Source organism: Bacillus cereus group sp. BceL062 (assembly GCF_051780025.1).
Taxonomy (GTDB): domain Bacteria; phylum Bacillota; class Bacilli; order Bacillales; family Bacillaceae_G; genus Bacillus_A; species Bacillus_A toyonensis.
This window is the reverse complement of sequence record NZ_JBPWGY010000013.1, coordinates 134728-158912: the sequence shown is the minus strand read 5'-3', so window position 1 is coordinate 158912 and position 24185 is coordinate 134728. Positions and strand designations below refer to the sequence as shown.

The following is a 24185-nucleotide window of genomic DNA, read 5'->3' as shown; positions in this document are numbered from 1 at the left end:
GAAAGGATGTTATGTAAATGGCAAAACGACCAGAAGGATTATCTCCTAATTTTAACTCCATCGTTTCTCCAGACGTTCCTTCCTCATTGATTTTTTCATGGACATTCATTAAAGAAAACTCTGGTGATTATCAGAAAAATGCAGAAGTAAAGGTATATAAAACGGGCTCTAATACAGCCCTTATTACCTTCTCTACAGGAACAGATCAACAAGCAGACATAACATCTCATCAGGGTGTTCTTGACCTAGAGCAGACTTATGAATGGGAAGTAAAAGTAACAGCTGCTAACGACTCCACTGCTTTTAGTGGAAGAAAAAGATTTAAATTTGGACCTGTATTTTTACAGGATGGACTTGTATGGCGAGATGGACCAGACGCATATGAATACATCGGGACTCGTCAATACTTTGAGGAGATTAGAGAAAATGCTGCCTCAGTATTAGAGGATTACGTGGTAGATTCTATAGAAGAAAACGATGCCTTAGAAAAAGCGTTGGCTTTATTTACTCGTGAAACTGTTCCTAGTCGTACCGATTTTGAAAACCTCGAAAGTATTCTATGGTTAATTGCAAAAAAAGAAGATACATATCGAGATGAAATTCAAAGACTTATTGAAGATGGTCTAGGGGCTCAAGACATTCATAAGATATATACAATCTTTGACCGTCTTATTAGAATTCCACCAAGAGAACCAAGTAATGTGTACTTAACATTTGGAGGTTTTGAACCGCTTTATGTAAAAAGTGGACGTGCATATAATAATGGTAAAGAGGATTTATCTGTTGATGTTAGCTGGCAACCCTCAGATCTTAAACCAGGTACATGTACGATTAACTTTTTAAATGAACTTTCAGAAGATGTTTCGTATTATAAGGTTGAGTTAGAGGTTGGTTTCACTGATAAGGCTTGTACTTATACATTATTTTATCGAGTAGAAGATGTAGAATCATTAGGAAGAAAAATTAATATCCCAATGGATCACATCAATTTTGTACATCTTTCTTCCTCAAAAGAAACACGTTATGTTTTACGAGTTTCTGCAGTGGATAAAAGAAAAGAGAAGTCAGTGTCTTACTACAGACCCTACAAAGTGGATAACGTCCCCCTTGGTGTAGCAAGTTATAACCTACGTGTTCAACAATACGATTTATCAAATCAGTGGATTACACAGTCTTACTACGACATTTACAACGGTCCAAATACAGCTTATGTTCATAATGTAACGGGCAATGTAGATGGTGTTTACCATTATGCTGTTCGTGTATTTGATAAAAATGGACATGTAAGTGATTGGTTTTGGATCTTAGATTATATAAAAATTGATCCGTTAAAACCTCCCGCAGCTCCAAAACCTCGTATGGCGTGGTCTGGACAACACGAACTAAATTTCGTTTGGGATGCTGTGCCTACCGCTGAGTATTATGAATATTTACCTACGTGGTGGACAAACCCATCTATACAAAGAACGAATAACTTAGACTCACCTCACGAATGGTTAAATCCAGATACAACATATGTTGAAAAAGTAAGAGCTGTAAACCGAGCGGGCGCATCATCATGGGCTACTGTTAGTGGTAAAACACAACCAAGACCAATTCTAGAGAAGGTTCAAAAAGATGTAGGAAGCAGAACATGGCGTACAAATTATGTCATTTTAATGCAGAGCGGTAGAGTTGTAAGAAATCCGTCTGAATGGCGTAACGAATACGATGATAGAGAAGTGTTTCATGGGGAATGGATAGAGCTTGAAAATAAAAAACAGGACGGTCTTTATGTTAAAAAAGGAACAAGGTGGGGTAATAATAAATGTTTGTTCTTCCTTGATCATAATGATTGGAGACAAAAATTACAGGGAAAAGAAATCTTAGATGTTCAGTTTTATATACGTAGAAGAAATACACAACATGGATATCCGCAGGATGGTCGTTTTCTTCATGTGTGGGCTCACAACTATGCAGGTAAATGGGATCTCCCTTCAGCAAAAAATGGACCAAATTTATTTAATCATCAAAAGATAGAAAGAATAGACTTTAATCGAGGAGAGTCTCATTGGATCTCTCTTAATAAGTCATTTGGCGAAGGCTTACGTGATGGGTGGATAAAAGGAATTGCATTCTATCATCCTGAAGCAGAGTATGGGCCATATTCTTACATGCGTTTTGACGCTTACACATTCCAATTTTACGTAAAATATCGATAGGGAGAGAGAAATCTCCCCCTTATTTTTTTAAGGTGGTGACACAGATTGGCACAGTACCAGAGAAACTTTTATTCTAGTTCATTGTATGGACGACTAAAAGCATTTTATGGAGATTATCTAACAGAAGAATTTGATGCTCAAGAACCTTTTAGCTATCATATTGATGCAAAAATCCAAGCACAATTACCTTCTACGTTTTACTCAGCAACCAGCAGGGAATTTACACGGATTGATTCAACGAAATGGACGGTATCAGGAAAAGATATTAAAACAAGAAATGCTAATACACCTGTAGAATTTGTAGCTACAGGTGATAATTTAGAAGTGCATGTGCGCCTTCAAAATGTGGGTACTCAGAACGTCGAAGCAAAGCTATATAAAGAAGAATTGGTAGCAGAAGCATACCAATGGGTAGAGAAGCAAACAAAGTCAATCAATACATTATCTCTAACAAACCCTAATAAGGTAGATAAAATTACTTTTGACTCTTACGGTTTTGGTGATTACAAAGTAATTATTAAAGCACTTGATACGACAGCAGATGCAATCATTGTGGGAGGTAAATTAAGAACAAGTGATTTTAATATTGAGATTCGTACCTCTGCCAATAAAACTACATGGTCGAAATGGGAGCCAATTACTTTAAACAAAAAACTTATTCAAGGGCAGAATTATTTATCTACAGGACAGAGCGTAATGCTTTACAAAAACGTTCGTTACGTTCAAGGAAAAATAATTTTATTATCTTCAGATAATGCAACTTCCCCTATTATTGATAGGGTTGAGTTACGTTCGGAAGATAGTGGATTATATGACCAAAATGGTGATTACACCGTTAAAATTGATATGACACAGGTGGCAACTAGTGTTGGAAAGTCATTCAAGCATGTAGATAAGATACGTTTTATTCAGAAGCAACCAGCTGGTACTGAAATGAATATTCGTTCTTCTTCTAGTCGAGACAACATATTCTGGGGTCCAATAACAGCACCTTATCGTCAAAACACAAAGCGTCTTCGGTTAAAACGTGGGGCCACAAACCATAGTGTAACGTTAGGCCCAATTAATGAAGGAAGTAAGTTCGACTTTAGTAAGACAACTGCGCTATTAAGTTGGGATACACAAGCATTCTCCCCAAAGGATGCAAGTAATACCAAGATAACTTATATTTTCTCTAAAACAAGAACAAATCAGAAGGATCCTCGAAATCTTCTTCAAGTAATTGACAATCCAATGAATGTAAAAGATCGAGCGATTAAATTCTCTCCTCAGCCATATTTCTTAACTGTAGAAATGACACGTTCTTCCGCAAGAGGAACACCTGTAGTTGATCTTATAGATGTTTACCAAAATATTTTATACAAAGAGGTAGTCAATATAATTAATAAAGATGTATCTGCTGTAGATGGTTTAAGTACAGGTAGAAAATCACTTCAGAAAATTAGTGACTATCCATTCAAATATCCTAGTATCTCAAATCAAATTCCATTTAATCAGCAACAAATTACTGCTGCTCAGCAAAAATATGAGCTTACAGACCAAACAAGAAGACCTTCGGATGTTATGCTGTACCTTAAATCAGAGGAGAATAAAGGGTCTAGAACTGGTAAATCTACATCTGCATCTGATGAAGTAATTGCAAAAGCTATACAAAGGAAATTGGAATTTGGAGATAAAACAGGAGTCCTTATGCATTATCAATATGGTGCAGGGAAGGTTCAATATCTAAGACCTTACGAAAGAGAGTTAGATTCTACATTTACACCATTTTTATTGCCGAATCTCAAGTACCGTTATTACATTAAAAATGGATGGCCAAACGAAGTACACAAAGTCGTTAATGGACAAACATTAAATGATGTAGCTGAAATGTATAACACGACGGTAAATGCAATTAAAGGAAGCAATAAGGACATTCTGCTGAATGAAGATACAACCTTGGTGAAGGATCAGCTTATCACAATTCCGAACACATCCAAGAACGACGATGTTTCTCTATTATTTAAGAACGGTACAGTTTATACACAGAAATCTAGTCATAACTCAGTTTATGATAAAGATCATGGCTTAAACGTTACAGACTTTTCAAGTGAACCAATAAGTATCAAGGTTCCGAATACTCCTCCAAAAGGGTATGTAGATTGGGCATCAGAAGAAAAGATTTATACAGGTGTAATTAATGCGAATGATATCCGCGGGGAGTTTGTTCGTACACAATTTAATCTTTCAACTCTTTCAGATTTTGATCGTGAATATGTAGTAGCAAATGGTGACACATGGGAAAGTATTGCTTCTAAATATGATATATACGTACACGATTTGAGGGCAGCTAATAATTCAATTGAGGAATTAAAAGTAGGTAATACAATTATTATACCTCCAAATATTATTCTGCCAGCATTAGCTCCTGAAGCAGAATTTGAAGATGCGATGCCTTATAAGATTTCTATTATTGAAGATTCTGTTCATAAGAAGGATGGAGTTAGAATTGATGAATCCTTTGTTCCTATCGATTGGAATGGAAAACATCTTCCTCTTGAAGTTACATACAGAACATCTGAACTTCTTACAGCTGAAATGGTAAGAGGTTCAGATGCTAATGGAATGGATCCACTGCCTTTAAGTGATGTTATCGAGATTGTCTCTTGTAAGAAAAAAAACGGAAGTGTAACATATCACATTTGGAACGACACTTTAAAAACAGGTGACTTCAAATTAAAGAGTAATTATATTGATTGGTCTCCATCTCAGGCAGGAGTATTAGAGCCTGCACTAGGGGAAGAGTACGTTGTTGTTTATAAACGTCGTGAAGTAGATAGTGTGAAAGTTCATCTAGATACAACTTATTTTGAAAAGGTGGGGACAGACATTGTATGGCGTTCACCTGAAGTGAAAGTATTTGATGGGGTCTGTACACCAACAGAAGACTTTAAGCTAGAGCTTCCTACACCTCAAACTTTTGAAGGATATGATGGGATTTATAAGAATATTAGTTACATTATAGAGGATAATGACTTGTGGGTAGAAACAAGTGTCCAAGATATTGACGGTAAGAAGTTCTTGGTAGGTACCTTGAATGGAAAAGATCCAAGCAAGAATTGGCATCCTGAAATTCAGAAAGGTTACTACTATCTAAAAGAACAAGAGCATTATCTATATTCTGAGCCATTAAAAACAGTATTAGCTGAAAAAGAATTGCCGACAGCTGATGGTATCGATTATGTTAAGGGGCCAACTGGAATGGGGGCAATGTTATTACCTGCTAGTAGCAACATAGTTAGAGATTCTGTATTTGAGAACGATGATTGGCAAAGGGCTAAAGTCTTTAATGCCACATCATTCTAAATGAGTTAGGGAGAGGAGAGATTCCTCTCCTTTTCTTATGGACATTAATAAGAAGTAAAGGTTAGATTGTCAAAAGAAATCAATAAAAAGGTGGTGCAGAAATGTTCACTAATCCGGGAACAATTATTAAACACGCTACAATTCCAAACGCGATTACGTTCCAAAGTGCAGGGTATGTTTCTATTTCAAATGAACTCTATGAAGATAGTAAAGTAATATTGTCGTTTTCCAAGCCAATGGAAAAGGTAGCATTAATTCCTAAATATTTAAGTGATGGAAACTATTTATTTACTTCTTTAGATAAAGAAAACAAGTTACATATAGGCGGAATTGTAAAAGATTCTGAGAAGATTTATGGAGTCGTAGATGTAAAGGATAATATTTTGAATTCTAACATTTTAACAATCTCTTCTAATGGATCTCATTTTACAGTTGAACTAAACAATAAAACGGTATTTAAATTTGAATCTGCTTTATTTGTAAATGGCCAAGTTCGTGTATGTGGTGAAGTAGGAGAAATCTTTTATTCTTGTGAAATACAAGAACCACAATCTACTGCATGGAAAAGTAATGCAGACAGTGGGGGAGTAGAGGTTAAAACGATTAAAATAGGAGATCACGAGTACATAAAGCTCTTAGGCTCTACTACTAAGAAAGCAACGTTCTCTCAATCTATTTCTTTACTTGCAAAAGACCATACACTTTCATTCAATGCTCAAGGAAATGGTGAGTGCTTAATTAAATCCGGGGAGACAATTTTAAAACAGATTGACATCTCACAAGGAGATTTGTCTTATATCTCGCAATCTTTTAATTTATTAACCCCGCAAACAATTACCCTAGTATTCCAAACAGATGAAATTCTTATTGTAGGAAAACATCAATTAGAAGACCGAGTTGATTCTACACCGTATATACCGAATTCTAGTATTAATGATTCAGTAGTTCGCAAGGGGTCATCATTAAAGTTTCCAGTAAAGAGCTTGTTTGATAAAAAAGCAGGGAGTATCTATTTAAAATTAACTACAAAAAACCGTATCGATAAAGACCAAACTCTTTTCCGCTCAGATACAAATGAACTATCTCTTGCAGTACGTGGAACTAATTTATCCTATACTGTTGGTGCAAGTTCAATTACTATCCCTAAAACACTCGAAAGAAGTACGTCATATGAATTCCTTTGTAGTTGGAATGATGAAGGTATTGAGTTAACTATTAATGGTGAAAATGCGAAAGCTTTAAATACAGGGCTTCTACTTACAACTCCTCAAGAATTGATTTTTGCAAATGAAGAAACACCTATTCAGGAAGAAGTTATCTTAGAAGAGTGGGCACTGTTCAATAACAAATTACCAAATGCTTCTAATATTAAAACGCAGCTACCTTTTGCAGTTATGCAATCTTTATTTGATGGAGGAATTAGTGGCCAGAATGTTACTTGGTCTGAAATCCCTGTAGCGCCAATTGATCATTCACCGATCCTGGTTCAAAAAGAAAATGGAGACACGTTGCAAAAAGTTTCATTCTTTAATCATGAAACAGGAGCATATCAAACGTGGAATCAAGAACCATTCAAGTATGACGGCAAAAGTGATTACGTTGAGGTTGCGTATAATAACCTTGATGAGAAATTTAGAGATATTGCTATCCGTACAGAGGATGGAGAAAAAATAGGTGAGCCTTACAGAATAGATGGTAAGAGGTTTTATTTCTCCTTCCACACAAATAGAAAGGCAGTATTAAAAAACAAAACCCTCTATGCAATGTATCAAGTAAACGATACCTACACAGTTGATTACAATATCAAAGCTGTTGATGGTTATCGAATTGATTTCGCTAAACACGATGGTGGGAAAAGAATTGTGTATCAAGAAGGAAACCGTTATGGTGAACCGAGGAAACTAGCAACAATGATTGATATGAATCCAATTCAAAATCAAAATCATGAAGGGTTCTTATATATTACGAATACAATAAATAAGACAGATAGCTTTAGAATCACAGCTACACCAGATCGATTACATGCAGATGGAGCAAGTTTCTCAACACTTATTATTGAACCGCTTGATTATGAAGGAAACTTTTTATCTCACTCTAATCTAGAAATTATTGCTTCTAAAGGATTCATTTCTAGACATATCTCAAGGGATGCAGTTGAGGCACAAAAACGTTCGGGACAGTATCTATATCAATACCATGCTCCATATATCCAAGCGAAGCGTACAGATGAGATTATAGAGGATTATATTTGGATTACAGACAAAGATAACAATATTGGTGTTTGCTATAAGATGCTGTTGAGTCCTGTTTCAAAGCCAGATAAAGTTCAATTAACTCAAGATGAAAAGAATTTATTAACTACAAAAACAAAAATCATTAACTACCTCCTTATGTATGAGGGAGTAGAGAGATATGAAGATGAGGAGCTTTTCACTATTTTAGATTTTAACCAAGACGGTCGCGTTACAATGGACGAGATTTTAGTCCTAGAAACGAATCAGAAAGATAATGAATTGATTGTTATCTTAAACAAGTTAAAAGAATGGGAGGATACAAAACATGCAGATGCAACCTCATAAAGATCTTGTTCGCAGCGGTCATAGAAACCGAGGATACGCTATTCGTATTGGTAATAAGGTTCCTAAGAATAGTGCAAACCTTGCATATGTACAATCAAAATCTGTATCACCCGAGGAGAACATCTTATTAGAGGATGTTTCTTCTCAAATTCAAGAAAACGGATTATCTAATTTCATAGAAAGAGATTATATGGTTTATCCAAATCATAATTTCTTATTAGAAACTGAATCCGGACAAGCTATTTTTCCTACTGATGCAGTCTATGTAACGGATGAATTTACTATTCGTAAAAATCGTCAAGATACTCCAAAACCGGTATTCTATCAAATGGAGTTGAAAGGGCGTTTCGATGCAAGAACTGCTCAAGTTATTCCTTATCTAGGCGGCTTCTCTTCTGAGACTGAACAAGAGGCTATACCCTTAGAAGAAGTTGTGATAGACAAAAGAAATGACTTAATTTATGTAGGTAATAGTATACGCATAGAAGCAAACAGTGGACCGTTACAGGACAGTGAAGTGTTTAAGGTTCAATTAATTCGTGAAGACAACTTTGTATACCGTATTGTTGTATTTACAAATTTCCGTAACAACAAAGATGTTACATACAAAGTAGTCTATCCTAATTACAAAAATGACAGTAAAGAGAGCGAATTAAAGGAAGAAGTCCTAAACGCATATCCATTCTTCGAACAAGTAACAATGGACAAATTTAAAGATACTGTCTCTGAAATGGAATCAAATCCGGATAAATACAAACATTTGAAAGTCTATGCAATTGAGGAGAAGGGGAATGATTTTTCTTTCTATGCAACATCTGATGTTATGATTGCAAACTATCAAACACGAACACCTCAACTATTTAAACATCGCGTCGAAGCAAAATTGAAAACCAAATTAAGTGAAACAAACCCAGGTAAGATGAACATTGGATTTAGTTTTGTTCAATCGGTAATTAATGTTGAAAATTTATCTTCTATTGGTAAAACAATCAATGAGCACCTGTCGCTTCCAAAATATATAGAATTACAAAATCCGCATCCAACAGAAGTAGATCTCTTGAAAAAAGATGTTCGATATTGGGCAGTTAACCTTGATATGCCAGATCACCATTATGAGGATTATGATTTACTCGTTATAACTGGTTACGGTAAAGCCGACTTATCTATGTTTAAAGACAAGTTTGAGCATTACTTAAAAAATGGCGGTACGATTTGGATAGATAATGCTGGTAGTGGGATTAATATTCTTGATTTCAAAACGAGCAAAGGGAATACATTTATTTCTGATATCGGGTTTTCGTCAAGTAGCAATGAATTTGGAGTTAAGGAAATTAAAAAAGACTCTCCATACATTAGTCGCTTGCTACCAATTCAAAACGTTGGAGCTTTAGGCTATGCGGACATTTCTCCGGCTATCCTATTTGGACAAGATGAGGAAAGTACCCAGTGGGATACAATTGTAAAACACTTAAATGGTGGCCCTTCAATTATTAAGAAAACAATGTTTGATAAAGGTACTGTTCTTGTTTCTAACTGTGGAATATTCAGAGCATTTTACCACAACCAAAAAGAAAGTGTAAACCTTGTTTTAAACTCAATCCTTTATCATTCAGAAGAACAATGGGTGTTTACTCCTTGGAGAAATGACTTCGTATATCACCGAGATAATTTATTTGCTCAGGAATACAAAGTGAACAATACGGATGTTTATATTAATGACAGAAGTGATTACAATGCAAATCAAATTGTCGCAAAAAAAATCCTATATAAGAACTGTAAAGAATACGTGAAAATCTACTGCAAACCTTGGTTCTATAATGCTACAGGAGTGTATGAACATGCTGTAGATGGTGATAAATCAATTCCAATTAACAACAGTGGATTTGAAAGTGGTCAAGTAGATTCAGGTGGACAGCCTATTACTTCTTGGACAACTGATACAGTAAATGCAATCCCTTCATGGAATACAAAGAAGTTAGCTGGTCAAACAGTTACATTCACACATGATTCCACAAAAAGTTTATTCGGTGTTCGTCAGGTATCCTTAGACTCATCAAACGGAACAACAGGAGCTCATGCCTTTTGGGAAAGTGAAGATATCTATTTATCTATTGATGATTACAAGGTGACTGCATGGGCAACAATTGATCAAGTACGAGGGATTACAACAGATGGTGTTAAAATCGGTATTTATAACTTACAGGGTGAAAAAATTTCTTCTTCTATTTCTATTACAGGGAAAAAAGATTGGGTTAAGTTAGTAACGAATTTCCACATCGATAAACCCCAAAAAATTAAGATTCGTTTAGGTTTTGTGGATGGAAATGGTTTCGGTAAAGCAAGCTTTGATGATGTTACATTAGATACAATCGGAGCAGTTAGAGGTGTTGCACAGAATGAAGGAGAGAAAACGCTCTATGTATTCAGTATTAAACCGAATGCTACAACGATTGATATTGAAGCAGAAGGCTTTGAAAATGCAGACATCACTAGAGCTACACCGGAAATTCCATTCACATATACGATTATGCCATTTATTCATCAGTGGATTTCCTTCGGAGTAGACCCAGGAACAGGACTAGAGTTTGGTCGTTATGAGCGAATGTATGGACCACCAGTTGCTTATTCTAAATCAATTCGTAAAACAGAAGGATTAAAGAATCTAGGCTACTTACATACGCTGCTTCCTCCAGTACCAAGTGGGAAAGAGTGGTATGACAAGAACAAAATTTTCTACAAGATTTCACTTGGTTCAGAAAACTTAGAGGAAAACAATTTAGTTAACCTAAAACTGTTTGACCGTAAAACAGGCATGGAATGGTTCTACAGTGGAGATCTTGTTATTGGCCATAAAGACATTTTTTGGGCAACAGACAAACCAAGTTTTGTTCTTCATGCTGAAACTGGATTTGAAACAATAAGAGCTTCTAAGCGAAACTTTGGATTGAAGTTAATTGATGACCGTCGTATCTATAGTGAACTTCCTCAAACAAAGGATGCTAAAGAGAACTGGTATTTAAGAATTCATAACGGACAATTCATTAAGGATGACCTTGGATATAAAGAGTGGTCAGAGATGCATGCTAGTAATAATCTTGCTGTAATGAATCAATACAAAGAACGAGTTATGAAAAAAGAGAAGTATCAAGTCAACGAATACGCTTCTCAAATTTTTAATCCTTCTATCGGAATTATGACAGTAGAGAACGAGATGGAATACATTACTCCTTCTACAGTAAAAGTACCTCACAATAATCTGTATGTAAGCCAAGGCTCTGTAGAAAAAGAACAGCTTTTAGTTGAGGGCTTAGCGAATTCTGCAGGAACATTGTTCCGAGCTAAACAAAAAGACTGGATTCGTAACGATAGGGTTCACATCTTTATAGATGCTGCAAACAATGGCAACATCGTGGAGATTTTCGAAGAGTATCCATTCGAGATTAATCATGACGAGGGCACTGTTTTCTTCCCAGGTAGAAATATTACTGGTAAAGTGTATGCTACTTATGAACATCGTAACTTCCGCCTGTATAAGCGAATCTATAAAAATACAAAAATGTCTAACGACTTATTGGAAAATAAGCGTATCGATCCGGTTACGAAAGAAGTAATTATGTATGGTTCAAAAGAAAATTGGTTAATCCAACCGGTGCCAGTTCTAAAAACAACTAAAGGTAAGGCAACATCCGCTAATACAATTCCTGCTACAAATTATCGAATCGATTATGAAAAAGGAAAAGTAGTCTTTAAATTTGAACCGGTTGGGCCTGTATATGCAGACTATGGTTATTTCGAAAACAAAGAGCTAGCAGCAAATGATTATGATATCCAAAACGGAATCTTCTTCTTAAGAGAAAACATTTCGTTTAAAGATGATTTATTTGCTAAGTATTCTTATTTTGATAACTTCTACGAATACAAGGGCTTCTATAGTGAAACACTTCGAACATTCCTTCATTTAGACCTCAACCCATCAGTAGGACATTACTCAACTCTTCCGATGACAACTTATGTGAATGGTGTTCAAAAGGTAGAGTACAAGAAAGTTCCATCTTCAAAGCTTCTCAATAAGCTTATCCATATTTACATTGTTCCTAATTCTGAAAACGGAAACTCAATCCGTCACTGTTTCAGTAGAGAAGAGTGGAGAAGCATTCAGCAGTCAAACCCTATGTATCTTCTACTTGCTAAAGTCCAAGTAAGAGAGCATACGAGTGTTAAAGATGTAGTTGTTATGGATGCACGTACTCGTGGTGGTGGTATTTCTGAATCGCTATCAACTAAGACAATTGATGAGAGAGTGCAGGGAAGACAGCGTTATTGGGACATTGGTAATTGGGATGGAAAAGCATTCTACCGAAATGGTGTCCTAATTGTCACACTTCCTAAATCCATTTTAACCGAATACGGTGGTAACTTATCGGAAGAATATGCAAAAGAAGTTATTAATAAGTATGTTGCTTATGGAACGCACTGCATTATTGAATGGGAGTGATTGGTTTGAATTATCCATTAGGAGTATTCCAGTATTATGAAAAGGATACTAATACAACCCACTTACAGTGGAGTTATGTCGATGATCCAAATCTTACCCATTTCGAAGTTGAAATCTATGATCAAAACTTACGTAAATGGGTGAAGTGTGATGGGCGAAATGGAATTATAGAAAAGCAACCAAAAATAGGAAGTAATTATTAATCAATGGGGCGGATAATTCCGTCCCGTTTTTTATAGCAAAAGTAATTTGTAATGGTTATAAAAGAAACATACTAAAGACAAAGTAGGTGAATGTATGGAAAAGGAATTAATTTTCCCTGTGCCTTTTTCTGAGTTTGTCCGTAAGAAGGATGCACAGTATGACGGGGATCCCAATGGAGATTACGTCATGTCTGAAGATGTTAATGAACTTCAGGAATCTATTGAACGAATAGAACGTGTCATTAACTTTAAGGAACTAGGAAGCACAGTTTCAAATGAGCTTAATAAAAAAGTAGATAAGGCAACCATATCTGATTTTGGTAGCCCGTTATTCGTTGGTTATAGAGGTGCATCTATTAACACGTATGATTCTATCGAAAAACGAATCAATGCCTTTAGTTACATTCCCCATGTCATGATTAATAAAGAAGAATCTACTAACTTTAATTTCTTTGTAGATGAAATTAAGAAGAGTGGAACGATGCTATATGGTATTATCAACTATCCTAATGTTGTTTTAAATAACATTGAGGCTGATATAACATGGTTCGAATCTAAAGGTTTTCATGGAGTGTTACTATCTAATTTTGGATTTGAAAATGGATGGAACAGATCGCAACAAAACCAAATTCTTCAATATATTCATGAAAGAGGAATGGCAGCAGTTATCACTGGTGAAATAGAAACCACATTATTTAATAAGCCCCATAAAAACAACCTTCAACAAGTAGACCTTAAAACATTAAAAGACGACATCTATCTGGCACAGGATGTTTTTGTTTTAAATGGTGCTAAAAATAATTCCACGGTAATTCCTTCCGTTGTTTTCAATTTAAACAAAGCTCAGAAAGAAAGAGGAATTCAGATTTTCGTTGAAGATACAGCAGATGCAAGTAACGATAACAACAAGCTTTATCTATACGGAAAAATGTTATCTACGCTGTACAACTTAGATGGATACAGTCTCGCCCCTCAGAGTCGATATGCTTTAAATGAGAAGGTGGAAAGATATCTTCATGGATTTGAATTAGGGAAATGGAAAGCACAGAATCCAGTCTACGTAGAAGAAGCAACTGCAACATCACGTTCTTTCTCTAAAGGAAGTCTTGTATTCGATAAAGTAAAAAATGAATGCCACATAAAAGGAGTAGGGTTAAATCCTTCAATCTACACATGGCAAGATAAACAAGTCCCTGGTAGCGCAATTGATTTCGCAAGTGCCATTTACGGTTCTGAAGGTGTTGAAACTCTTGTTAATGCAATTAATGACAATGATCACCTAATCCATTATTCGAAAATCTCTGGATTAACTGGAAGTGGTGCAACTCCGGATTCAATCAAGGATACTGTTATTAGGGCAATCAATAACTCACCTGCTGCTGTATTTAAGAATGGTCCCGGTGGTTATGATGCAATAGCAGGAAACGACTTCTTACACGGTGGTGTTATTGATTACATTGATGCAGGAGCTATTAAATCAGGGGTACTTAACATTGAAGCAATCAAGACCAATATCATTGAAGCAATTAACGCTTATATTGGTACAGCTAAAATCAATACAGCTGTTATTGGCGAGTTATCAGCAGAACATATCGCAGCCAATGTTATTGATGCAATCAATATTTATGCTTCAAACATTTCTGCTGGACAAGCAAAAATTAATAATGCAGTTATTGGTGAACTATCAGCAGATAAAATCAAGGGGGCAGTTATTGAAGCTGTTAACTTGTATGCAGGGGAAGCTGTAATTGATTCAGCAAAGATCGGACAACTTGATGCAGACCATATTAAGGCAGCTGTAATTGAAGCAATTAACGCGTCCATTGAAACTGCTGTAATTGACTCTGCAAAGATTGGTACGTTAACTGCAAGTCATATTAAAGGTATGGTTGTTGAAGCTATTAACCTTTATGCAGGACAAGCTAAAATCGATGCTGCACAAATTGGTGCTTTAAAAGCTGAAAACATTTCAGCCGGATTAATTGAAGCTTTAGAAATCTCAGCAGGTAGTGCGGACTTCGATAGATTACAAGCTTCTGTAATTGAAGCAATTAACGCAAGTATCAAACATGCTTTTATTGATGGAGCGATTATTGGTGAAGGTACAGTTGACTCTGCTCAAATTGCTGACGGTAGTATCACAGATGCAAAGATTGTTAGCTTAGTAGCTAATAAGATTGTTGCAGGTACGATTGATACTGGGCAAGTTACCCTACAAGGAACAAATGGTCATTTAAGAATTACAGGTAATAGATTACAAGTTTTTGATAATCAAGAAACACCTGTTGAGCGTGTATCTATTGGTGATGTTAATGCTGATGGATCCCTTTATGGGTTACGTGTTCGTGGTGCTGATGGAGTAACTGTTCTGTACGATGAAAAGGGTGTTTACTCAGAAGGTATTACAGACGGGGCCATTACGAATCCGAAAATCCAAGAAGGAGCAGTTGATGGTAAAAAGCATATTGCAGCCAATACAGTAACCGCTGATAAGTTGGTAGCGGAATCTATTACTGCAAGAGAGTTAGCAGCGAAATCTGTTAATGCTAATCACTTACAAGCAAACTCTATTGTTGCAGGTAGTGGAGTTATTGAGAAAGGAGCTATTGGTGAAGCTGAAATCGCACAAGCTAGTATCACAGATGCTCACATCAAAACGTTAAGTGCCAACAAAGTAACTGCTGGTTCTATTCAGATGACGAGTAGAAACTTAGTATCCAATGCAACATTTAGAAAAGGAACAATAGATTGGTCTCTCGATTCAAACTTTAGTACTTCGGAAGTAAGTGAAATTGTTCGTTTAAATACCACAAATAGCCTTCACTTATTTACCACTGGAAAACCTCTGCAAAATTCAAGTGCATATTCTAAGTTTGTTCCTGCAAGTGTAGGAGAAAACTACTCTGCTTCTGTATATGTCCTTACAAAAAAACTCTCCGCTTATGATGGTGGGCATCCTAGAGTCGAAATCGAATACTACAATGAATCCGCTCGTATCACATCAAAAATAACCACTTCTATATTAACAGGAAATGATATATGGCAACGTATTAGTGTTACAGAAATTGCTCCTGCAGAAACGACAAGAGTTCGTTTACGAATCTATCATCCTAAAAACGGAGATTCTTATTTCTGTAGACCAATGCTCCAAAAAGGAAACATCGTAACTGAGTGGACTGGTGACGGTTCATTCATGACCGAAGATGGTTTCTATACAGGAGAATTACATGCAGACCAAATAACAGCTGGAAAGATTAAAGCTGGTAGGGTTCAGATCGGACCAGATACACAGTTTGAACCAGGTTATAGTCCTGGTGAACTTCTTCAAGAAATAGAAAAACGAACTCCTTATCGTGTAGAAATAATAAGTACAAATGGAATGTTCTTTAAACAAGGTGTTGTTTCAACGACATTAAAGGCTCAGGTGTACAAAGGTTCTACTGACGTAACAAGCCAATTACAAAACAATCAGTTTCTATGGAGAAGAGTAGATAAAGGTGGTAATGAGGATATTCCTTGGAATCAAGCACATGCAGGATTAAAAGAAGTGCCAATTACCAGACAGGATTTAAAACAAAGAGCAACATTTCTATGTCAGATTATTAATAATTAGGTGTTGCGATTCCATAATGTAATAGATTACTTTGATTGGGTAAAACAAAGTAGTCTATTACTTTTTTAAATAAAACATAAATCAGAAAGAAGGGAAGAATATGGAAGTATTAGCAACTGGGCACATATCACTTGTTGATATTAACGATGCAATCGTATCAGATGTACCGCCCGCTGACCCTTCATTAGGAGCACTTTGGATTGACACAACTAAAGATCCTAATACATTAAGTAGTTGGGACGGGACTAATTGGGTTGAACAATCATTATCTATTTCCTCATTAGATCCATCATTTTATCAAGACGTAGAAAAACTAAAAGATTTTGCTGATAAAGCAGGAAGTGACGGTATCATTTCTTCAGGCGAAAAAGCAAATATTAAATTAATTCTAATGGAAATCACAGGTGATGTTCTTTCTGGACAAACTCTTCCTACTCTTGAAACGATTGATAAGGCAAAGGGCGGACAAGTTTATTTAGCAAGAGCAGAAGCTAGAGCTTCAGGTATTCCAATAACTCATGCGGATTATACAGCTTTTGAAACAGCCTACATTGATTTAAAAACATATTTAGAGTCATTAACTCCGAGACCTTGGTTAACAGGGGATACAACAATTGATTCTGTTACATGGACAGCTAAATGGGATGCTTATTATGAAAAGCTTTCAAGATTAGCAGTTGCAACATCTACATATCTAGCAAATAGTATTAGACCAGGAGAAGACTACAACGGTGTTACTATCAATACTGATAAAGGTATTGTCGTTTTAAGAGGTGATGGTCTTTTTAGAACAATCTTGAATGCAACTGAAGGTATTTCTATTGAGAAGAACAATGCAGGTACATGGAACAAGATGTTCTATACAAACCTAGACGGTAAAATCTATGCAAACGGATTAGTTATTAGTTCTGATTCTAAAATAGCCGGAACAGATGCAAGCACAATCAAAGATAATGCTGCAGCTGGTAAAGCAGGTATTGATGATCTAACAAATGACTTAAAGGTTACTCCGTCAGAGAAAACAACACTAAGTAGAGAATGGGAAGCCATTAATGCAGAATACGCACAAGTTTTAGCACAAGCAACTGCTCTTGGTGTTACAACTTCTACTTATACGACATCTTATACAAACCTAGATGGCGTTACTCCGAAAATAGCAGCCGAAGTATTAGCTACTATGACAACCACTTATACATTCGCTTCCGCATCTGCGAGAGATGCATTTAGAACAAAGATAAGCTCTTATTTTGCCGAGTCTGAAAAGATTAAGAAAGCAATCAATGACGCAATCAATAAATCAGCAAGCGATGCAAATAGCAAGATTACTAATCTTCAAATTGGTGGTCGAAATTTAATTATCGAAAATAGTGATATAAGAACGTTGCCTCCAAGAAATAATGGAGATGCAGCCGACAACTACAACTACGAAAGATTTTATGTTGATATGGAATTAAATAAAGAGTACACAGTATCAGCTAAAGTTGAATTTACTACTCAAGCACCGGATACTGATACTCATATTTCCATATACCCTTATCCTGAAGGTAGCGACACGTTCGTTCCAATTATTGATGGTAAAGTTGTCTTTACATTTACTAAGAAATCTGCAAATACAAATAGTGTATTAATGTATGCAGGTAAGGCAGGGAGTACAAGAAGTAAGGGAGTTATCTTTAGGGAGATCCAAATCGAACAAGGAAATAAAGCTACGGCTTATCGATTGGCTCCAGAAGCTGTAGACAAAATGATTAACAGTATTTCATTCGGCGTCAGAAATCTAATAGACAACAGTCAGCTTTTTGGCATGCAATCAAACCATGCTACGAATTACCCAATAGATGTGACAGAGACATTAGAAGGAAATACTAAGTTTTTAAGAGTAAAAAATTCTAAAAAAGGAACAGATACTGTCACGTTTAGTGTATACAATTCAATTCTATTCACAGATATTCCAGAAAACCTTGCAGGTAAAGAGATTACAGTATCTCATAAGGTAAGGGCATCTAAGAATGTCGATATGACTTTGATGGCACTAGTCTTTAAAACTACTGGAACGCCTGACTTCAAATTCCCAGACTATGGGAAAATATATAATATCACAACTGAATGGCAAACAGTTTACTCAACTGTAACGCTACCAAGTGATTTATCTCAGTATGGTGGAATTAGATATATTATTTCCAGTCCAACAACACCACAACCGGATTTATATGTTGATTATAGAGAGTGGAAGTTGGAATATGGAAATAGAGTTACCGACTGGACTCCAAGTACAAGAGATATTGATAAGTTGATTACTGACGTTGACAATAAAGCTGAAGCAAGTAAGAGTGCTATTGCTGATATGACAAGTGATATGAAGATTACTCCTCTAGAAAAAAGTCAATTAAGTCGTGATTGGGAAGCTATCAAGGCAGAATACCCTCAAGTGTTAGCCTTAGCTCAATCCGCTTCTGGTGTTTCCACATCTGCATATACAACAGCTTATTCAAACTTGGATAGCGTATCTCCGAAAATCGCTTCTGAAATCTTAGCAAACATGAGCACAACTTATTCATTTGCTTCAGCAGCTGCTAGAGATTTATTCAAAACGAAAATGAACTCGTACTTTAGTGAATCTGAAAAAATCAAGAAAGCAATTAGCGATGCAATTAATAACTCAGCAAGCAATGCTAATAACAAAATCGACAATTTAAAAGTCGGTGGACAGAACATCGTTAGAAAAAAACAAGTAGTTCCTATCAATGCAGCATCTTCATCATTTGATGATCCTACAAATACATGGACTCTTACAATTAATGATGGTGCTGGTGGGTCATGGGGAGCAGGTGTGCGAATCACTGATAAGTTTTCTGTTATCCCTATTGGGAGTTGGTACACAGTTAGTTTCGACGTGTATTCACCTGTGGATGTAACATGGAGTAATGATACAAACAACTTCCCGATTGGCACATCATCTGGTACGAATGATAACGATGATGTAGCTCTAAGAAAGAATTCTGGGAGAAATATAAAAGCGAATACATGGACTAAATGTTGGTTCTCTTATAAAAACAAAGACAGTTCAACTACAGAGTTATACGACCAATCTAATATTGGAGTGATTAATAACACTGGTGCTCCTCTTACATTTAAAATTAGAAACGTAAAAGGGGAGTTAGGTAGTGTCGCTACTGATTTCTCTTTATCCCAAGCTGACATTGATGATTCAATTGCTAAGGTACAGGATAATCTTGATAAGCTTTCTGTAGGTGGTAAGAACCTATTGTTAGACTCTAACATGGACTTCTCAACAACAGATTATCTTATTAAGATATATAAGCTGTCAGAAGATTGGATCGTGGGACAAGAATACACTTTTGTTATTAAAGGGAAAGTTCCTGCAGGACAGAAGTTTGGCATATGGCAAAATGGTGGTTCAGACATTGTTGGATATGTCTCATCAACATATGTAAATGGTGTGACTTACCTAACATTCAAAGCAATAGCTCCAAAAAGCGGACACGAAAGAACGTTGAGTCTATACAACTACCCTCAAAACACAACACTATCTACTGTAGATTGGGTTGCTCTATACAAAGGAAATAAACCAATGGACTGGTCTCCCGCTCCGGAAGATATTGAAAACACAATTCTTGGGCAGCTAAACAGTGGTAACAATTTACTTAGAAACTCTGGAGACTTTAGAAATCTAAATGGTTGGATATTAAATGGTGGTACGTCTCTAAACATTGTTCAAAAGGATGGTTTCTCTGTATTAGAAGCAGTTGGTTCCATTAGTTCTACTAATACAGTAAATGTCCCTGTAATTAAGGCAGGAACAGAGTACGTATACACTACAGAAATTATGTTTAGTGAAGATACAACAATAGCTAGTACAACTCCAATGCACTTTTGGTTCTTTGACACAGGAGGAAACAACAATGCAATAGAAAGAAATGCATTGATTTCTAGCGAGACAGTTGCTAAGGCAAACACTTGGACAAGAATCTCAATGCTCTTCAAGACAAAGCCTACTATCACTTCAGCAGCTTATTTCAGAGCCTTTATCTATGGTGCTCAATTAACAGCTACTAACAAGTACTGGGTTAAAAATGTTATGTTTTCTGAGGCTAATAGAATTGTTAACTGGTCTCCATCGGCTATTGATGTTTCAGATATGATCACAGACATACAAGTTGGTGGAAACAATATAATTCCAAACTCTTTATTCAAAACAATGGGTAAATGGAGAGGCTTCGGTACTGCTGGTGGAACAAAAACCACAGGTGTAGATGTTGACCTAGCAGGGTTCGGAACTGGTTTTCAATTCGAATCAGTCGTAAGTGGTGAATATGGTCTTGCATTAGACAGTGTTAAAGTAACTACAGGAGAAACCTACACACTTTCAGCTTGGTTTAAATTAACTAAAACTGGTGTTATTAAGATGCAAGAGGGTAACTCGAATGTAAAATGGACATATACAAAATCCCAACCAGAAGTAGGTAAGTGGGTTCGTGTAGTTCATACATTCGTTGCAAAAGACAGCACAATAAGCGTCTATGCTGGGGCGGATTCATCATCAGTAGCAACTGCAGGACTCGTTACTGGATTCCAATTAGAACGAGGAAATAAGGTAACAGACTGGAGCTTAGCTACTCAAGACATTAATGATTTAATCGATGCAGCAAATAAAAGATATGACGATATGAAAGTCGGCGGTACTCAAATGCTGACTGGAACAGACTTCAAAGATGCTTCTGGTTGGAGTCGTTGGGGAAGCATTGGATCTGTTGGTCATTATGCACAACCGCTATTGCCGACAGGAAAAGCATTATTTATGGAAACGAGAAACGGAAGTACTCAGTTGCCTGTTCCTTTAGATACTAAAATCGGGATGACAAGTGACGGAAGAAATTTTTCGGTTAAAAGCGGACGAGAGTACACACTTTCTATGAACGTGGCAACAAGCGAACTGGGTGACATGTTGGATTACATGTACTTAATGTACACAGTAGCGGGTGGTAATCGTCGTTTAGCTGATATTAAAACAACCAACTTTCCAAAATTCGCACCAATCGCTGAAGGAAGTTTAACGAACTATTACAGTGTTAAACTAACGTTTACAGCTGATCGCGACGACGACAATGCGTACATCTTAATTGGTGGCGGTACAAAACGTGCATTGGATGGGACTAATGGTTATGCGTGGATTCGTGTTAACTCATTAAAAATCGAAGAGGGTAACGTTGCTACATCTTGGGAGTTAGCTCCAGCAGATATCGATAAGGCTATCGCGGATACAGATAAGAAAGCTCAAGACGCAGCAAATAATGCTAACAATGCATTAAAACAAGGGCAGGTAGTTATTAACTCAACATTTTCTAACTGGACTCAGGCATACCCTGCTGGACTTAGTTCATGGACTGGTTCAACCGTTTCAAAAGAGACAACTCTAACAAGAACTGGAAGCGCAATGAGATTTGATGTTTCAACAGATACTGCACAAATAGGAGCACAAATTACAACAGGATACTTTATCCCAAACCTACCAAATAACAAGTATTATGCGCTTGAGTTAGATTTTATGTTGGTTAGTGGATCAATAACAGGAGCGTGTGTCTTACTAGACTGGAATGGAATGAGTCCTTCTAGGGCATCAATTCACCTATCGGATGTAGTATCTGCTCCAACGTTAGGTAAGTGGTATACAGTTCGAGCAGTTATGAAAAGACCAACAGACAATCTAGCTGGCTACTCAGCTATGGCCGGTTATTTACTTGCTAACTACTCTGGTTCTACAACAAACAAAGTTAAGAACATTGTCTTTGACCGACTTGTATTTAGAGAGCCTACACAGCAAGAAATAGATGCTTATGAAATCACTACTATTGAAAACGGAGTAACTGTTATTGATGGTGGTAAGCTAAAAACTAATTCTGTAAAAGCTGAATCAGTCGATGCAAGACGTTTAAGAGTAACAAACAACAGTGGTACTGTTACATTAGAAATTACAGACGCAGGAGAGGTAACTGTTAATGGTAAGGTTTCTATTAATAGTAACTCAATGTTTGCTGATGGTTATGACCCATCAAAAACAGAAGGGGGACGCAATGTTGTTTTAAACTCTCGCTTCTCTACTGCAGATGCAACAAGTTGGACAAACTGGGGATCTCCTTCTGCAAGACAGGTAGAAGATATTACAGACTTGCCTGGTTTTGATAAAGCAGTTAAATTTACAACAACAGGAGCAAACCAAGGATTGTTCCAAACGGTTTCTGTTGAAAATGGTAAAAAATATACCGTTTCTTGCTATGTAAAATCTTCATCTGGGCAAGGAGTTATTCAAGTAAATGATGGTGTAGGTTACCCAGGTGCAACTATGGATGCAGGTGATGCAGGTAAAAATAAATGGGTGAAGATGTACTTTACATTTACTGCGAAATCAAACAATGCAGTTGTATACATTGGTAGAAGTGGTGGAGGAACAAACGGAACCTACTGGTTTACTGGTGTTAAATTAGAAGAAGGATCAAAGCTAACAGCTTGGAATCCTGCTAATGAAGATGCTGAGGGCTTAATCGGAAAAGTAGTAACTCCAAATGGAGACATTAAAGCACTTGATATTGCGTCTTCTATGTCTGTCACACCAGGAGCTATTGATGTAGTAAGTAAAAATATCAACTTAAAAGGTAAAGTAACCTTCTCTGATTTTGCTTCTGGATGGGCACTTGATTCAAAAGGAAATAAGATTAGCAACTCTGATCAACCAGGTTATGACCCTGCAAAGCCGCTTTATCTAGATATGGATGGGAACTACAGACCTTTATCAGATGAAAAGAATTTCATGTCGAACCTATTTACTAAAGACGACACAAATGGAGTTACGGTTATTGACGGTAACTACATTAAAACAGGAACAATTCAAGCAAAATACGCCAACTTTAGAGATGTCCAAGTATACAATGATTCAGGTCAACAGACCTTCCATATTGATACAAATGGTAACCTATCTACATCTGGTACCTCTCAATCTATTGGATATGAAAGACAGAAAAAAGGTTGGAAGATCGATGCCGATGGTTCTGCTGAATTCAATGCTGCTACTTTCCGTGGAGATATTGAATTAGGGTACTACAATGCACCAACAGATTCTTTTATTGTTACTGGTGGATTATTAAGTAGTATTGGCGGAACTGGTAAAGATTTAAGGTTCTGGGCAGGCCCCAATAAATCTACTGCTCCATTCAAAGTATTCTCAGATGGTACTTTAGAAGCGACTAAAGGATACTTCACAGGAACATTCTCTGGTGAAGTAGTGGTAGGAAATATCTCAATTCAAGATAGTAATTTAATAAAAGGTGATGCAAAAATCATCCTTACTGATGATTCAAAGATTCAGAAAGTTGTTCTTGGAGAATCAGCAGTAGAATTAAATACAAAAACGACTTTCGGTAACTTCTTAACGATAGATATCACTAATCAAAAACTCGATTTCGGAGCGAACGATTTCGGAATTGATTACAAAAACAATACAATCAGAATGAAAAGCTTCTCATTAAAGGGAACGACAGCTTTAGAATTTGTATCAGATGGTTCATCTGGTGATGATTTTATATTTAAAAACGTAACTGGTGATACATCGGTTAGAGTAGATGGTAGTTTTATTGCTAGGGACGATATTGAGATTACGAACGTCTTACGTATGAAAAAGTCTACAGATTCCGGCAATAAGGGTATAGACTATGTATTCATTTAGTAGATAAATAA

Annotated in this window: 7 protein-coding genes; all 7 read left to right on the top strand. The window is 36.4% G+C overall.

Annotated elements, in window-relative coordinates; translation table 11 throughout:
• The first annotated feature begins 17 nt into the window (after positions 1–17).
• The 7 genes from ACS2MN_RS25430 (at position 18) to ACS2MN_RS25400 (ending at position 24174) form a co-directional block, all read left to right on the top strand.
• Positions 18–2201 (top strand): hypothetical protein, encoded by a 2184-nt coding sequence (locus tag ACS2MN_RS25430; protein ID WP_098806114.1) that lies wholly within the window; start codon positions 18–20, stop codon positions 2199–2201.
• A gap of 45 nt (positions 2202–2246) precedes the next feature.
• On the top strand, positions 2247–5546 hold the full coding sequence (locus ACS2MN_RS25425; protein ID WP_346994587.1) for a LysM peptidoglycan-binding domain-containing protein: 3300 nt from the start codon (positions 2247–2249) through the stop codon (positions 5544–5546).
• Positions 5547–5647: 101 nt separating this feature from the next.
• On the top strand, positions 5648–8125 hold the full coding sequence (locus ACS2MN_RS25420) for a hypothetical protein (protein WP_098806112.1): 2478 nt from the start codon (positions 5648–5650) through the stop codon (positions 8123–8125).
• Complete coding sequence (locus ACS2MN_RS25415) at positions 8106–12620, top strand: hypothetical protein (RefSeq protein WP_346994586.1); 4515 nt, start codon at positions 8106–8108, stop codon at positions 12618–12620. The genes ACS2MN_RS25420 and ACS2MN_RS25415 overlap by 20 nt, the downstream gene beginning before the upstream one ends.
• A 5-nt stretch (positions 12621–12625) precedes the next feature.
• Entirely contained in the window at positions 12626–12823 is a 198-nt protein-coding gene (locus tag ACS2MN_RS25410) for a hypothetical protein (protein WP_097881321.1), read from the top strand.
• Between the two features lie 94 nt (positions 12824–12917).
• Complete coding sequence (locus tag ACS2MN_RS25405; protein WP_346994585.1) at positions 12918–16436, top strand: hypothetical protein; 3519 nt, start codon at positions 12918–12920, stop codon at positions 16434–16436.
• 100 nt (positions 16437–16536) lie between these two features.
• A complete protein-coding gene (locus tag ACS2MN_RS25400; protein ID WP_346994584.1) occupies positions 16537–24174 on the top strand; it encodes a phage head spike fiber domain-containing protein in 7638 nt (2545 codons plus the stop codon).
• Positions 24175–24185: the final 11 nt, after the last annotated feature.